At 69.3% G+C, this 15,182-nt stretch carries 13 protein-coding genes; 5 read left to right on the plus strand and 8 right to left on the minus strand.

Translation table 11 applies throughout. The features are described from left to right. Window positions 1–12: 12 nt before the first annotated feature. The 5 genes from R4823_RS26315 to R4823_RS26335 form a co-directional block, all read right to left on the minus strand. The gene (locus R4823_RS26315; protein ID WP_243724479.1) at window positions 13–990 is read right to left on the minus strand and encodes a tripartite tricarboxylate transporter substrate binding protein; all 978 of its coding nucleotides are present in this window, start codon (window positions 988–990) and stop codon (window positions 13–15) included. A 143-nt stretch (window positions 991–1,133) separates the two neighbouring features. Then, on the minus strand, window positions 1,134–2,105 hold the full coding sequence (locus R4823_RS26320; protein ID WP_087838034.1) for a tripartite tricarboxylate transporter substrate binding protein: 972 nt from the start codon (window positions 2,103–2,105) through the stop codon (window positions 1,134–1,136). 32 nt (window positions 2,106–2,137) lie between these two features. Next, on the minus strand, window positions 2,138–3,295 hold the full coding sequence (locus tag R4823_RS26325) for a CoA transferase (RefSeq protein ID WP_087838035.1): 1,158 nt from the start codon (window positions 3,293–3,295) through the stop codon (window positions 2,138–2,140). Between the two features lie 2 nt (window positions 3,296–3,297). Further along, on the minus strand, window positions 3,298–4,152 hold the full coding sequence (locus R4823_RS26330) for a CoA ester lyase (RefSeq protein ID WP_087838036.1): 855 nt from the start codon (window positions 4,150–4,152) through the stop codon (window positions 3,298–3,300). A gap of 11 nt (window positions 4,153–4,163) precedes the next feature. Beyond that, entirely contained in the window at window positions 4,164–4,727 is a 564-nt protein-coding gene (locus R4823_RS26335) for a MaoC family dehydratase (protein ID WP_338616686.1), read from the minus strand. A gap of 18 nt (window positions 4,728–4,745) precedes the next feature. Between R4823_RS26335 and R4823_RS26340 the strand changes: the two genes are divergently transcribed. Continuing rightward, window positions 4,746–5,507, plus strand: a complete 762-nt coding sequence (locus R4823_RS26340; protein WP_087838038.1) for an IclR family transcriptional regulator — start codon at window positions 4,746–4,748, stop codon at window positions 5,505–5,507. A 6-nt stretch (window positions 5,508–5,513) separates the two neighbouring features. Here the strand turns inward: R4823_RS26340 and R4823_RS26345 are convergent, their stop codons facing one another. Further along, window positions 5,514–7,313: a PAS domain S-box protein gene (locus R4823_RS26345; protein ID WP_338616688.1), complete on the minus strand. Its 1,800-nt coding sequence runs from the start codon at window positions 7,311–7,313 to the stop codon at window positions 5,514–5,516. A 113-nt stretch (window positions 7,314–7,426) separates the two neighbouring features. Beyond that, a complete protein-coding gene (locus tag R4823_RS26350; protein WP_338616689.1) occupies window positions 7,427–9,424 on the minus strand; it encodes a tripartite tricarboxylate transporter substrate-binding protein in 1,998 nt (665 codons plus the stop codon). Between the two features lie 175 nt (window positions 9,425–9,599). Here R4823_RS26350 and R4823_RS26355 point away from each other — a divergent pair, with 175 nt between their 5' ends. Then, entirely contained in the window at window positions 9,600–10,523 is a 924-nt protein-coding gene (locus tag R4823_RS26355) for a LysR family transcriptional regulator (RefSeq protein ID WP_338616690.1), read from the plus strand. Window position 10,524: 1 nt separating this feature from the next. Here R4823_RS26355 and R4823_RS26360 read toward each other — a convergent pair whose 3' ends face one another. Then, on the minus strand, window positions 10,525–11,433 hold the full coding sequence (locus R4823_RS26360) for a LysR family transcriptional regulator (protein WP_338616692.1): 909 nt from the start codon (window positions 11,431–11,433) through the stop codon (window positions 10,525–10,527). A gap of 103 nt (window positions 11,434–11,536) precedes the next feature. On the opposite strand from R4823_RS26360, the gene R4823_RS26365 reads away from it, so the two are divergent. The 3 genes from R4823_RS26365 to R4823_RS26375 are packed head-to-tail and all read left to right on the plus strand — an operon-like array spanning window position 11,537 to window position 15,028. After that, window positions 11,537–13,204, plus strand: coding sequence for an FAD-dependent oxidoreductase (locus tag R4823_RS26365; protein WP_338616693.1), 1,668 nt, complete (start codon window positions 11,537–11,539; stop codon window positions 13,202–13,204). 40 nt (window positions 13,205–13,244) lie between these two features. Then, a complete protein-coding gene (locus R4823_RS26370; protein ID WP_338616694.1) occupies window positions 13,245–14,237 on the plus strand; it encodes a tripartite tricarboxylate transporter substrate binding protein in 993 nt (330 codons plus the stop codon). Between the two features lie 11 nt (window positions 14,238–14,248). Then, on the plus strand, window positions 14,249–15,028 hold the full coding sequence (locus R4823_RS26375; RefSeq protein ID WP_338616695.1) for an SDR family NAD(P)-dependent oxidoreductase: 780 nt from the start codon (window positions 14,249–14,251) through the stop codon (window positions 15,026–15,028). Window positions 15,029–15,182 lie beyond the last annotated feature (154 nt).

The following is a 15,182-nucleotide window of genomic DNA, read 5'->3' on the forward strand; positions in this document are numbered from 1 at the left end:
ACCCGCGGGGGTTCATTTCGCCAGCATGTCCAGGGCGCCCAGCAGTTCGGTCATCGCCGTCTTGTCCTTCTGGGCGAAGGCGGTGACTTCGGCCGGCGTCATGTTGTCGATGCTGCCATCCTGCTGCGCCAGGAAGCGCTGGTGTTCCGGCTCGGCGTTGATCGCCGTCAGCGCCGAGCTCAGTTTCTCGATGATAGCCGGGGGCGTGCCGCGCGGCGCCGCCAGCGCATACCAGGTGGAGACTTCGTTCCAGTTCTTGATGCCGGCCTCGGCCATCGTGGGCACGTCGGGCAGCAGCGAAGACCGCTTGGCACCGGTATAGGCGATGGCCTTCAGGCGGCCGTCCTTGACGAAGGGCAGCACGGGCGAGGCGCTCAGCATGCCCAGCTCGACCTGGCCGCCGATCAGGTCCTGCAGGGCCGGGGCGGCGCCCTTGTAGGGAACGTGGGTGATGTCTATGTTGGCGCGCCGGCGCAGCAGTTCGCCGGCCAGGTGGGTCGGGCCGCCGGTGCCGGCCGACGCGAAGTTGAGCTTGCCGGGCTGCTTGCGCGCGCGGTCGAGCAGGTCCTGCATGGTGTTGATGCCGAGCTTGGCGTTGGCCACCAGGACCACGGGCTGGTTGGCGACCAGGCCGACCAGGTCGAAGTCCTTCAGGCCGTCGTAGGTCGCGCGCTCGATCAGCGGACCGACCACCATGCCGGGCGAGGTGCCCATCAGCAGGGTATAGCCGTCGGGCTTGGCGCGCGCCACGTAGCCGGTGCCCACCATGGCCCCGCTGCCGGCCTTGTTCTCGACGACGACGGGCTGGCCCAGGCGGTCCTTGAGCCGGGATGCCAGCTCCCTGGCCAGCGTATCGGCGGGGCCGCCCGGCGCGTAGGGGTTGATCAGGGTGACCGGCCGGGTGGGGTAGTCGGACTGGGCGTGGGCGGCAGGCAGCAGCAGGGCCGTGGCCGCCAGGCCTCCGAGCAGGATGGCGAGTGCGCGTTTCAAGGTCGTCTCCATGGCTTATGGTTGTCCGCCATCCGGCCGCATCCGGCCATGGCGCTGCGACCCACTATAGAAGCGCGCACTTCCCCGTCCCAGGTCCGGGGAAGGCAAAGCTGATATGTACGGCGGCGCAACGGGCGCCGCGCCTACTCCGCCTGGATCCCCGCGTGCCGGATCTGCGCGCCCCATTCCTCGTACTGGGCGCGCACGAAGCGCTGGAAATCGTCTCCGGCCAGGAAGTCGGTCTCCATGCCCATGCCGCGCAGGCGTTCCTTGACCTCCGGCTTGTTCAGCGACAGCTTCAACTGATCCTGCCACCATTGCACCACCTGGGCGGGAAGCCGCGCCGGCCCGGCCACGCCTATCCAGCCTGTCAGGTCCAGCCCGGACAGGCCCAGCTCGGCGGCGGTCGGAACGTCGGGCAGGATGGTGGAACGCTTGTTGGATACCAGCGCGATGGCGTGCAGGTTGTGCGCGCCGATCTGCGGCAGCACGGCGCCCAGGTCGGAGGAAACGAAATCCACCCGGCCGCCCAGCAGGTCGGTCACGGCCGCGGGCTGGCCCTTGTAGGGCACACTCAGCACCTCCATGCCGGCGGCGCGGCTGAAGGCGGCCGAGGCGACCTGGCCGGTGCCCGACCCGTACCCGGTTGCCAGTGATTTCGGCTTGGCGCGGCCGGCCGCGATCAGGCTCCTGGCGTCCGCGTGCCCGCCCGCGGCGCGGGTCACCACCACCACGTCGAAGCGCACCATGCGGGCCACCTGGGTGAAGTCCGCCAACGCGTCGTGCTTCTGGATGGCCTTGGACAGGAAGGGGCCCGAGGAACTGGTGGCGCTGGAACTGGGCATCATGGTGTAGCCGTCGGGCGCGGCGCGCGCCACCGCGTCCACGCCCAGCGCGCCCAGCGCCCCGGCCCGGTTCTCGACGACGATCACGGCGCCCGTGCGGGCGCGTATGTCGTCGGTCACGATGCGCGACACGTTGTCGATGGAGCTGCCGGCCGGGAAGCCGATCACGAAGCGCACGGTCCTGCCCGCCTCGGGATAGCCCTGGGCATGCGCCGGCATTCCGGCATGCAGGGCGGCGCATGCCAGGCCCAGCGCGATCACCTTCCGCATAGAAGTCTCCTCTTTCCTTGTCGTGGTTGTCGTCAGCGCGGCGTGGACCAGGTCCGGCCGCCCAGCACTTCTTCGGTGTGTTCGCCCAGGCCCGGCGCATGCCGGCGCACGTCGCCCGGGGTCGCGCCGAAATGCACGGGGATGCCGGCCTGGCGCAGGCGGCCTTCGGTAGGGTGTTCGCATTCGCGCCAGAAACCCAGCGCGGCCAGGTGCGGGTCGGCCAGCAGGTCGTCGAAGCTGTGCACGGGCGCGAAGGGAATATCGGCGGTCTCCAGCGCCGCCAGCCACTGCGCGGTGGTGCGCGTGCGCAGGGTGTCCTCGACGTAGCGGTACAGCTCGGGAAAATGCCGGCTGCGGTCGCGGGCGGTGCAATAGCGCGGATCGTCCGCCATGCCCGGGTCGCCGGCCAGCGCGAAAAAGCGCCGCCATTGGGCATCGGTATAGGGGACCACGCTCAGGTAGCCGTCACGCGTCGCGAAGGGCCGGCGATAGTCGTTCAGCAGCCGGGCATAGCCGGCCTCGCCCTCGGCCGGCACGAAGCTGCGGCCGGCCAGGTGTTCCGGCGCCAGGAAGGCCACCATGCATTCGAACATGGGCACTTCTATGGACTGCCCGGTGCCGGTGCGTTCACGCGCGTACAGGGCGCAGGCGATGGCGTTGGACACGTACAGCGCGACGGTCTTGTCGGCCACGACCGAGTTGACGTAGCGCGGCGGCTCGGCGCCGCCCGCCCCCTGCAGCCACGCCAGGCCCGATGCCGCCTGGATCGTATCGTCGATGGCCGGCCGGCCCGCGTAGGGGCCGCGCTCGGAATAGCCATAGCAGACGCAATGGATGAGCCTGGGAAAGCGCGGCGCCAGCGTTTCGTGGTCCAGCCCCAGGCGCCGCAGCGCCGGCGCCCGCATGTTGGAGACGAACACGTCGGCCCCGGCGATCAGTTCCAGCAGCGCCTCGAGGCCGCGCGGGGTCTTGGCGTCGAGCACCACGCTGCGCTTGTTGCGGTTCAGGTTCAGGTGGGCATGGCTCATGCCCGCATGGCGTTGCGGCGTGACGTGCCGGAACACATCGCCCGCCGGCGGCTCGACCTTGATCACGTCGGCGCCCATGTCCCCCAGCATCTGGGTCGCCATGGGCCCCATGCCGACGGTGCTCATGTCCAGGATGCGCACCCCGTCCAGCGGACCGGCCATGTTCATTCTCCTCCCAGCAGCCGGCGCGCCAGCCGCAGGTGCGGCCGGTCGATCATCTTGCCGTCCAGGTTCAGCGTGCCCGCGCCGGGATGGGCGTCGAACGCCCGGACCACCGCCCGGGCCCACTGCAACTGGGCTTCGTCGGGTGTCAGCAGCCGGTTGATCGGCTCCACGTGGCGAGGGTGGATGGCCAGCTTGGCGACGAAACCGTCGCGTACCGCCTCGCGCGTTTCATCCGCCAGGATGTCGGGCGCGTCCAGGTCCACGCACACGGTATCCACCGCCCGCACGCCCGCTGCCGCCGCGGCCGCCAGGCACAGGGAACGCGCCAGCCGGAACGGCTCGGTGTAGCGGCCGGCCTCGCGGTTGCCGCGCGCGCCCAGGTCCGCGGCCAGGTCTTCCGCGCCCCAGGACAGCCCCCACAGCCGGGGCGTGGCGCCGGCATAGTCATGCAGGCCGAACAGCGAACGCGCGGTTTCGGTGACGATGGCCAGGACGCGTATGCCGCCCTCGGGCAATCCGGCCATGGCCTCGCAGGCGTCCAGGTAGTGGGCCGCCCGCTCCAGGTCGGCGCGCCGGGCACATTTGGGCAGCACGATGCCGAACGGCCGACCGGGCACGACGGCCGCCAGGTCGGCCAGCGCCTGGCCGCTGTCCAGCGCATTGATGCGCACCCACGCCTGCTTGGCCGCGGGCGCCTGGCCCAGCATGGCGCGCACGGCGTCCCGCGCCGCGACCTTGCGATCGGGCGCGACCGAGTCCTCCAGGTCGAGGATCAGGGCATCGGCGGGACTGGCGGCGGCCTTGTCGAACTTGCGCGGCGCATCGCCCGGAACGAACAGCATCGAGCGGACCATGGTGGTCTCCTCTAGGCCGGAGCCTTGTGCATCAGGGCGGAGCGCTTGCAGCGGGCGACGATGTCGTCGTCCTGGTTCAGCGCGAGGTGCTCGAATTCCACGATGCCGGCGTTCGGGCGCGAACGGCTTTCGCGCACCGACAGCACGCGGGTGCGCACGTGCAGCGTATCGCCGGCGAATACCGGCTTGGGGAAGGCGACCTCGCTCATGCCCAGGTTGGCCACCGTGGTGCCCAGCGTGGTGTCGTTCACCGTCATCCCTATCATCAGCCCCAGCGTGAACAGGCTGTTCACCAGCGGGCGCTTGAATTCCGTCCCGGCCGCGAAGTGCGCATCGATGTGCAGCGGCTGCACGTTCATGGTCAGCGAGCTGAACAGCACGTTGTCCATTTCCGTGACCGTGCGGGTCCAATCGTGGGCGAACTCCTGCCCCGGGGAGAACTGTTCGAAATACAGTCCGGCCATCGTCGTCTCCTGATCATTGTTCTTGTCTATGAAAAAAAGTTTATATACTTGAACATCAATATTCAAGCCTGCCCAGGCGCCGGCGCCGGGAAGTGGCCCCCTCGCATTCATGCCTATAGACTTTTGCCCATGAATACGAACGACGTGAAAAGCGCCAAGCGGGTGCTGACCATCCTGCAATTTTTCGCCCAGACCCGGGCGCCGGCCTCGCTGACGCAGATCTCGGCGGCGCTGGGGTTTCCCAAGTCCAGTTGCCTGGCGCTGCTGGATACCCTGGAAGGGGAAGGCTACGCCCACCAGACGGGCGGCCGCTACTACCTGACGCGCCGCTGGTTCAACGAGGCGCGCGCCATCGCCGAACACGACCAGTTGGCCGCCCGCGTCCGGCCGGTGCTGGAAGAACTGCGCGACAAGCTGCGCGAGACGCTGATCCTGGCCCAGCGCTCGGACAGCCAGGTGCTCTACCTGGACGTGGCCGAACCCGAGCGCATCGTCCGCTTCACCGCCCGCACCGGCGAACTCAAGCCCCTGCACGCCGCCGCCTCGGGGCGCGCGCTGCTGGCCGCGATGGCGCCGGCCGAACGCGAGGCGCTGCTCGCGCGCATGCCGCTGCCGCGCTTCACCGACCAGACGCCAACGACGCGGGACGCGCTACAAAAGATGCTGGAGGAAGGGGACCGGCGGGGCTATCACGTGAATCTGGGCGAGCACCAGGCCGACACGCTGTCGGTGGCCGCCCCGGTGGTGCTGTATGGCACGCCCTATGCACTGACCGTCGGGGCGCCGCTGGAGCGCGCGAAACCGCAGGTGCGGCAGATAGGCGGGATGCTGGTGGAAGCGGCGGCCAGGCTGGCCGCCGAGGTCGGCCGCGCCAACGCGGCGCCGGCCTGACACCGCCTACGCCGCCCCGTTCTCGTCCAGGCGCAGCGAGCGGGCCAGTTCGTTGATCCGGTCCTTGGTCTCTTCGACCAGCGAGCCGATCTCGCTGGCCGACGTGGACGAACGCATGGCGAGCTTGCGCACTTCGTCAGCCACCACCGCGAAACCACGCCCGGCGTCGCCGGCGCGGGCGGCCTCGATGGCCGCGTTCAGCGACAGCAGGTTGGTCTGCGCGGCGATCTCGTTGATGACCGCCACGATCTGGCCGATCTGCTCGCTGGAGGCCAGCACGGAATTCATGGCGCTGTGCGTGGTCTCGCGCTCGGTGTGCTCGGCCTGCACGTTCTTCAGGAAGGCGGTGTAGGCGATCTTGCCCTCGAGCCGTATCTTCGACAGCGACAGGAGGCCCCATACGCGCGTGCCGTCCTTGCGCTCGATGGGCACCTCACGGCTGGTGCCCACGATCTTGTCCTTGCCGGTCTCGCGGTTGGCCTCGACCAGCCGGTCGTGGTCGGCCTGGATGGCATGGGGCACCAGCATCTTGACGTTCCTGCCCAGGACCTCGTCGCGGCCGTAGCCCCACAGACGTTCGGCCGCGGCGTTGAAGAAGGTGACGTTGTTCTGTTCGTCGATGGTGACCACCGCGTCCAGCGCCTGCTCCAGCGTCTGGTTCATCATCTCGCGCGCGTTGTGCTCGCCCGTGATGTCCTTGACGAAGGCCGTGTAGGTGATGCGGTCGCCCACCTTCACGCGCGACAGCGACAGGCTCGCCCACACCTTGGCGCCGTCCTTGCGCTCGAGCCTCACCTCGCGGCTGGTGCCCACGATCTTGTCCACGCCGGTGCTGCGGTTGGCGTTCACGTAGCCATCGTGGGCGGCCTGGATGGCCTGGGGCACCAGCATCTTGACGTTGCGCCCGATCACCTCCGCGCGGTCATAGCCCCACAGCCGTTCGGCGGCCGAATTGAAGAACGTGACGTTGTTCTCGGCGTCGATCGAGACCACGGCGTCGATGGCCTGCTCCAGCGTCTGGTTGATGACCTCGCGCACTTCTCGCTCGCGCGAGATGTCCTTGACGAAAGCGGTGTACAGGATACGGTCGCCGACCCGGATCTTGGACAGCGACAGCGCGCCCCAGGCCTGGGTGCCGTCCTTGCGCTCGACCTGCACCTCGCGACTGGTGCCCACGATCTTGTCCTTGCCGGTCTCGCGGTTGGCCTGGACCAGCCGGTCGTGGTCGGCCTGGATGCCGCGCGGCACCAGCATCTTGACGTTGCGCCCGATCACCTCCGCGCGGTCATAGCCCCAGAAGCGCTCGGCGGCGGCATTGAAGAAGGTGACGTTGTTCTTCTCGTCGATGGAGACAACGGCGTCCAGCGCCTGCTCCAGCGTCTGGTTGATGGTCTCGCGCTCCTCGTGCTGCGCGGTGATGTCGCGCACGAAGGCGGTGTAGGTGATGTGCCGGCCGATGTTCACCCGCGACAGGGACAGGCTGACCCAGACCTTGCGGCCGTCCTTGCGGTCGATCTGCACCTTGCGGCTGGTGCCCACGATCTTGTTCTGTCCGGTCTCGCGGTGGGCGTTGACGTAGCCGTCGTGGGCCGCCTGGATGGCCTGCGGCACCAGCATCTTGACGTTGCGCCCGATCACTTCCGATCGCTCGTAGCCCCATAGCCGCTGCGCCGCGGCGTTGTAGAAGGTCACGTTGTTGTGCTGGTCGATGCTGACCACCGCATCGACGGCCTGTTCCAGCACCTGGGTGGAACGATCCGAACGGAATTCGAATACGCGCGCCAAGCGACTTGCGGTTCCCGACATGCCGACCTCCTATGAATACCAGGATCTCGGCCGCGCCCCGGGGGAATGGATCAGGGACAACCCTGAGTGCGCATAACTTCGGTCATCACGAACCTTTCTCCGCGCCGAAGGCTTCAATCCAGGCGGATGCCGAACTCGGCGACGATCGCACCCGCACGCCTGTAGTCGTCGCGCGTGCGCCGCGTGAAGTCTTCCGCCGAGCCCCCCACCGGCACTTCCCACTGCGCGCGGAATTCCTTCTGCACGTCGGGTTCGGCCAGGATGGCCGCGACCTCGCGATTGAGCCGCGCGACCACCGGCGCGGGCGTACCGGCGGGCGCCAGCATGCCGTACCAGGTCGTCACGTCCAGCCCCTTCACGCCCTGTTCCTCCAGCGTCGGGACCTGGGGCAACAGCGGGGAACGGGTAGGCTGCACGACGCCCAGGGCCACCATCTTGCCGGCCTGGACATGCGGCCAGAGCGAGCCGGGCACGCCATAGATCAGGTCGATGTGGCCGCCCAGGAGGTCGGTGATGGCGGGCGCCGTGCCCTTGTAGGGCACGTGCGTGATCGACACGCCCGCCGCGCGGTTGAACAGTTCTCCGGCGATGTGCATGGGCGAGCCGCTGCCCGGGCTGCCATAGCTCAGGCCCGGGCGCTTCCTGGCCAGCGCGACCAGTCCGGCCGCGTCGGACACGTCCAGGCCGGGCCGCGCGGCCAGCAGCAGCATGCCTTGCGACAGCTGGATGACCGGCGCGAAGGCGCGCACGACGGCTGGCGTACTTGCCTTGGGCAACAGATGGGCGGCCAGGATGTCCTGCTGCATCTCCTGGGCGTAGTCCTGCTTGGCCGCCCACTCCGCGCCTTCGTCCGGCAGGCAGGGGGCGGGCCGCGTCAAGGCATAGCCATAGGTCTGGCATACGCCCTCGCCTTCGGCGCGCATGCCCTTGGGCCGCTCGCCCGCCTGCACGGCGCGGATGCCCGCCCGCAACTGGCGGCGGAACAAGGCGATGCCGGCATCGGCGGCGGTGAGGTTCTCGTTGGCCTGGATCGCCATCCTGCCCTGCGCGACCCAGGCATCCCAGTCGCCCGGGTTGCGGTGCCGTTCCTCGTAGCTGCGCTCGCCCGTCTGGCCGAAGGTGATCGTGGCAAGGTAGTCGGCACGCGCTTTTTCGCTCCATTTGGGCGACAAATGCAGCCATCCCATGTGCATCGCGTTGAAATCGTCGTTGGGCACGATCCAGGTCGACAGGCCCAGGCCATGGCTGGAAGGCAGTTGGCGCCGGTAGCGCAGCTCGATCGCCTGCCGTCTGCCCGGCTCGCCAGCCATGTTCTCGGGAATCGCGTCGCCCAGGCGGATGCCGTCGGGCACGCGGGCGATGTTGGGCAGGATCAGCTCGTTGACGCGGCAGTAGTACAGGTCATGCACGCGCCGCACGCTGGTGGTGATCTGCCCGATGGGCGTCTCGCAGGCCTGGATGACGGGAAGATCGTAGGCGTAGTCGCCGAACTGCTGCACGTCGAACATCGAATGCAGAAAGGTCAGGTGGATGGGATCCTGCGTGTTCTCGCGCAATTGCACCCAATTGCATGGGTTATGCCAGCAGAACGGCAGATATTCTTCCTCGTCGTGGTGCATGAAGTCGTAGTCGGGAAATGGCGGCCGCTGGTCGGGCGGTCCCATGTACGCGAACACCAGGCCGCGGAACTCCCGCACCGGATAGGCGCCGTGATACATGCGGGACGCCAGCGTGCCGGGCACCTTCTCGCCCGGCACGTCCAGCAGCGCGCCGTCCACGCCATAGTGCCAGCCATGGTAGGCGCAGCGCAGCCCGTGGTCCACGATCAGCGCGAACTCCAGCGAGGTGCGCCGATGGCTGCAATACCGCTCCAGCAGGCCGAGCTGGCCGGAGCGGTCGCGGAACACCACCAGTTCTTCGCCCAGGATGGTGATGGGCACGGGCAGGTCCTTGATGTCGGCGGCCAGCGCCACCGGCTGCCAGAAACGGCGCAGGTACTCGCCGGCGGGCGTGCCGCGGCCGACCTCGGCCAGTTCCCGGTCGGGCGTCGTGGATTGCCGGCGGTCGTAGCCGCCATACGGTCGGGTTGCGTTGCGGACATCCTGCGCCATCGCGAGCCTCATCGAAGTGGAATTGATCGCATTGTCCCGACCGGCCCACGGCAGGGGAAGCCGGCCACGGTCAATTCAGCTGTAGGTAAACAGGATGTAATCGAACGTGCAGCACTAGGTATCGCGATAGAGCCATGGCACACTCGGCCTGTTCCGTCCGGCCCGGGATCACGCCATGGACCATTGCAAACAGCTCGAATCCTTCGTTGCCGTGGCGCTGCACGGCAGCTTCTCGGCCGCGGCCCGCAGCGAAGGCGTGGCTCCCAACGTGATGCGCGAACGCATCGACGCGCTGGAGGGGCGCCTGGGCGCCCGGCTGGTGCACCGCAGCCCGCGCGGGCTGTCGCTGACCGAGGCGGGCGCCGGCTTCCTGGATGCCGCGCGCGCCTTGCTCGCCAACCTGGAACAGGCCGAGGCGGCCGTCTCGGCGCGCGCCTCGGGCGCGCACGGCCACCTGCGCGTCACCGCCCCCGCGGGCTTCGGGCGGCGGCACATCGCCCCGCTGATCCCGGCGCTGGTGGCCCGCCATCCTTCGCTCGACATCACGCTGGACCTGCACGACCACTACGCCAGCCTGCCCACCGGCGACTTCGATTGCGCCTTCTTCATCGGCGACCCTCCCGACAGCAGCCAGGTCGCGATCCCGCTGGGCGGGACGCGGCGCGTGGTGGTCGGCAGCCCCGCCTACCTGGACCGCGCGGGCGTACCGGCCCGCCCCGCCGACCTCGCCCGCCACAACTGCCTGTGCTTCCACGGCGAAAGCCAGATGCAGGCCCGCCATTGGCAGTTCCGGGTGGATGGCCGGCTGCTGCAGCAGCCGGTCTCCGGCACGCTGCGCTGCTCGGACGGATCGACGCTGCACCAATGGGCACTGGCCGGCATAGGCCTGGCCTGGCGCGCGCTGTGGGAGGTCGACGACGACCTGCGCCACGGCCGGCTGCGGTCGGTGCTGGACGACTACGCGGTGTCGAACGTGGGCATCTACGCCGTGGTGCCCCAGCGCCGGCACATGCCGTCGCGGGTGCGGGTGTTCATCGACCACCTGCGGCAGGCCTACGGCGATCCGGGTTATCCGTCGGCGCCGGCGGCGCGGCTGTAGTTCAGGACGCCTGGGCGGCCCGCGCCTTGGCATAGCGGATGAACAGGGCGGGGATCTCCGGCAAGGTCCGGCCCCGCACGCCGACCAGCACCGGTTGCAGTCTGGGCGACTGTCCCGGCACGGCATGGAACTCCAGCACGCCCGCCTCCACTTCCGCAGCGAAGACGCTGCGGCCGGCCAGGGTGAAGCAGCCTCCCAGCGCCAGCATCTCGCGCAGTATCTCGGCCGAGCCCGCTTCCTGGAAAAGCGGCATCGCGGGGGTGACTCCCGCGTCCTGGAACAGCAGCCTGACCGACGCTTCGTACAGCGTGCCGCGGCGCACGGAATACAGCGGCAGCCCGGCCAGCACCTGCATCAGCGGCCGCCCGCCGGGACGCACGGTTCCCGCTTTCGCCACCCAGCCCAGTTGCTCGTTGAAGCGCGCCTGGACCGTCATGGTGCCGTCCACCGCCGCGCCAGGCAGGAAGGCGCAATCGATATCCCCTTCGGCCAGGCAGGCGCGGATTTCCTCCGAGGTCCCCGCGCGCACGGTCAGCCGCACGCCCCGGTTTTCGCGGATGAAACCGGACAGCACCCTGGGCACCAGGCTGGCCGTGGCCGTGTGGAAGGCGCCGATGCGCAGTTCGGGGCGCCCGCCGGCACCCTGCTGCACCGACGCGATGGCGCTGGCCGATAGCCGCAGCAGTTCGCGGCAATGCGGCAGCAGCGCCTCGCCCGCGCTGGTCAGGTTGACGCCCCGGTTGTGCCGGCGCAGCAGCGCCACGCCGACGCTGGCTTCCAACTGGGCGAGGCGGGTGGAGACGTTGGACTGCACGGTGCCGAGCGACACGGCCGCCCCGGAAATGCTCTGGGCTTGCGCCACGGCCAGGAAGTAGCGGGCGGATTCGATGTCGAGCAGCGGCGCGTTCATCGTTCCAGCATAGCAGGATGGCACTTTCTCATATCCATGAAAAAGATTGATCCCATCTTTAAAACAGGGATCCATCTCCACATCCCGGGACTATCGTGACGGCATGGAAAAAAGCTATGACGCAATCGTGATAGGCGCGGGATCCGCCGGCTGCATCGTCGCCCGCCGCCTGTCGGAGGACGGCCAGTGCCGGGTGCTGCTGCTCGAGGCGGGCCGGGACCCCGGTCCCCTGGAAACGCCGGCCATCCGCCACCCCTATCCGCTCTCGGCCTACGACGCGGCGCTGCAATGGCCCGGGCTGACAGGACAGATCGTGGGCGGCGCCGACCGCCGCATGGCCCGCGTCCCGCAGGGCCGGCTCGTGGGCGGTTCGTCGTCCATCAACGCCATGGTGGCGATGCGCGGGATCGCGGCGGACTTCGACGAATGGTGCGAAGCCGGCGCGCAGGGCTGGAGCTGGCGCGACGTGGAGCCCTACTTCCGCCGGCTCGAATCCGCCGATCCGCACCGGGACTGCGACGATGCCGCCGCCATCGCCATCACGCGGCAATCGGCCTCGCCGCATCGGCGGCTCAGCAACGCGCTGCTCGCCACGTGGGAAGACGCGGGCTATCCGCGTATCGCGGATCCCAATACCGATTTCCGCGACGGCTGCTTCGTGCAGCCGGTCTCGACCGACCGGGGCGGCCGCTGCTCGGCGAACCGCGCCTACCTGGGCACGGCCACGCGGGCCCGGGCCAACCTGGACATCCTGCCCGACACGCGCTGCCTGCGGCTGCGGATCGAACAAGGACGCGTGTGCGGCGTCGAAACCGAGTCGGCCGGCACGCCGCGGGTCTTCCTGGCCCCTCGCGTCTTCCTGTGCGCCGGCGCGTTGCAGACGCCCACCCTGCTGCTGCGTTCCGGCATCGGCGATGCCGCCGCGCTCGAAGCGCTGGGCATCCGGACGGTGGCGGACCTGCCCGGCGTCGGTCGCAACCTGCAAAACCATTGCGCTCTGCCCCTGGGCGTCATCCTGAAAGGCAGAAAAGGACTGCCGCCCGGCCTGCCGACCGCGCACGCAGCCTTGCGGCTGTCCTCGGGTGCCCATCGCTCCGGCGGCGACGTCTACCTGTCGGTCTGGGACCGGGCCGCGTGGCATGCCGCGGGCAGCCACGTGGGTGTACTGAACGTCGTGCTCCACCGCCCCGCGTCGAGCGGATCGGTCACCCTGCGCTCCGGCGACAGCCGGATCGCGCCCGCCATCGACTTCAACATGCTCGACCACCGATCGGACGTCGAGCGCCTGTCGATGGGCGTGCGGGCTGCGATGGAGTTCCTGGAAAGCCCGCGTGTACGCGCCATCGGCCGCGGCACCGGACTGGTCAAGCTGGGCAAGGCCGCCGCGTGGATGGGCTTTCGCACGTCCGCGACGCGCCTGGCGAGCCGCGCCATGACCGCCGCCAGCAGCCTCTGGCCCGGCCTCCTGTCACCCCTGTATGCGCTGGCGGTAAAGCCGCTGCCTGATCCGCTGCTGGGCCCCGCCGACCCGCAGGCCATGCAGGCGGCGCTGCGGGCGTCGATCGTGCTCCAGTACCACCTGGTCGGCACCTGCGCGATGGGCCCGGCGGCATCGAGGCTGTCGGTGGCATCGCCCGACGGCCAGGTCCACGGCGTGGCGGGGCTGACGATCGCCGACGCGTCCCTGCTGCCCGCGGTGCCGCGCGCCAACACCAATCTTCCGGTGATGATGGCCGCGGAGAAAATCTCGGCCATGTTCCTGAATCGATGAAAAAAGACACCCGCGCGACAGGCGCGAACAAGGAGACATCATGCTGACACGACGGACCTTCCTGGGCATCGCCGCCGGCGCCGCCATCACCGTCCGGCCCGCTTTCGGGGAAACCTTTCCTTCCCGGCCGGTCAAGGCCCTGCTGGGCCTGAGCCCGGGCGGCGGCGCGGACCTGCTGGCCCGCATTCTCTTCCGCAGCATGGAGGCGGAACTTCACCAGCCCATCGTGCTGGAGAACCGGCCCGGCGCCGGCACCACGCTGGCGGCGGAGGGCACCGCCCGCGCCGAGCCCGACGGCTACACGATGTACGTGGCCACGGGCAGCTACGTCACGAGCGCGGTCCTGCTGCGGGAACGCGGCGCGGCGCTGCAGCGTTCGGGCCGGGGCCTGCTGGATGCGCTCGCGCCGGTCAGCCTGATGTTCACCGCACCCTATTGCATCGCCGCGCGGCGCGGTTCGGGGCTGGACTCGATCCAGGACGTGCTGGCGCAGGCCCGGCGGCGCCCGGGCGAACTCACCTATGCCTCGTCCGGCATAGGCAGCCAGCCCCATTTCGCCGGCGAGCTGTTCCAGTCCGCCACCGGGACCCGGCTCCTGCACATCCCCTACAAGGGCCTGGGGCCCGCCATTGTGGGCGTGCTGGGCGACCAGGTGCAGTTGGTGTTCTCGGACATGAACTCGGTCTTTCCCCGGCACCGCAGCGGCGAGATGAAGATCCTGGCGGTGACCGGCGACGCGCGGCCCGCGCTGGCGCCCGACATCCCGACGATGAAGGAATCCGGCATCGCCGGCATGGATATCGCCGCCTGGCAAGGCTATCTGGTGCCCGCACGAACGCCGGCCGCACGCATCGACGTGCTGGCCTCGGCCATCGACCGCAGCCTGCGCGACCCGGCGGTGCGCGACCGCGTGCTCGAGAACGCCGGCGTGCCGGCGGACACGTCGCCGGCGCACTTCCGCGCCTTCCTCGAAAAAGAAACGCGGCTCTATCGCAGGCTCGCGGAATCCGCGGGCATCAAGGCGGATTACTAACAGCGTCCGGCATGGACAGGGAGAGACAGGTGGTCAACTACGATTTTTCAGGACAGGTCGCCGTCGTGACCGGCGCGGCCAGCGGCGTGGGGCTGCGCATCGCGCAGGACCTGCTGGGCGCCGGCGCGCGGGTGTCGATGTGGGATGTCGGCGCCGAGACGCTGCGGGCGTCGGCCGCGTCCCTGGACCCGGCCGATGGCATCGATCAACGCACGGTGGACGTGCGGCGTCACGAGCAGGTGGAACAGGCGGCCCACGCCGTCCTTGCCCGCTGGGGGCGGATCGACATATTGATCAACAATGCGGGCATCATCCGCCCGCCCGGCCCGTTGGCCTCGTCGTCGCTGGCCGACTGGGACGACGTCCTGGCCGTCAACCTGACCGGCACCTTCCACTGCTGCCGGGCCGTGATGCCCATCATGGCGCAGGCGGGATACGGACGCGTGGTCAACGTCGGCTCGACCTCCGGCAAGGAAGGCAATCCCTACACGCCCTCGTACTCCGCGGCCAAGGCGGGCGTCATCGCGCTGACCAAGAGCCTGGGCAAGGAATTCGCCGCCAGCGGCGTGCTGGTCAACTGCGTCGCGCCCACCGTGCTGAACACGCCCATGACCCGCCGCAACATCGAGATCGCGCCGGAACGCACGCAGCGGCTGCTGGAAAAGATTCCCATGGGCCGCCTCGGCGAAGTGGAAGAACTGGCCGCCATGCTGGCCTGGCTGTCGTCGCGGGCGTGCAGCTTCAGCACGGGCGCGGTCTTCGACCTGTCCGGCGGGCGCGCCACCTATTAGTCCCCCACAGCCGCACTTGATCCGCAAATGAAAAACGCCCGTGAGGGCGTTTTTCATTCAGACCGCAACGAACGTCCATCCAACCCAGGGCACAGCGGCGCCGGGCCGCCCCAAGGCGGGTCCCCGCCCCCTCGGGGGGCTGCCGCGTAGCGGC

This window comes from Pigmentiphaga sp. CHJ604, assembly GCF_036972535.1.
Lineage (GTDB): Bacteria > Pseudomonadota > Gammaproteobacteria > Burkholderiales > Burkholderiaceae_B > Pigmentiphaga > Pigmentiphaga daeguensis.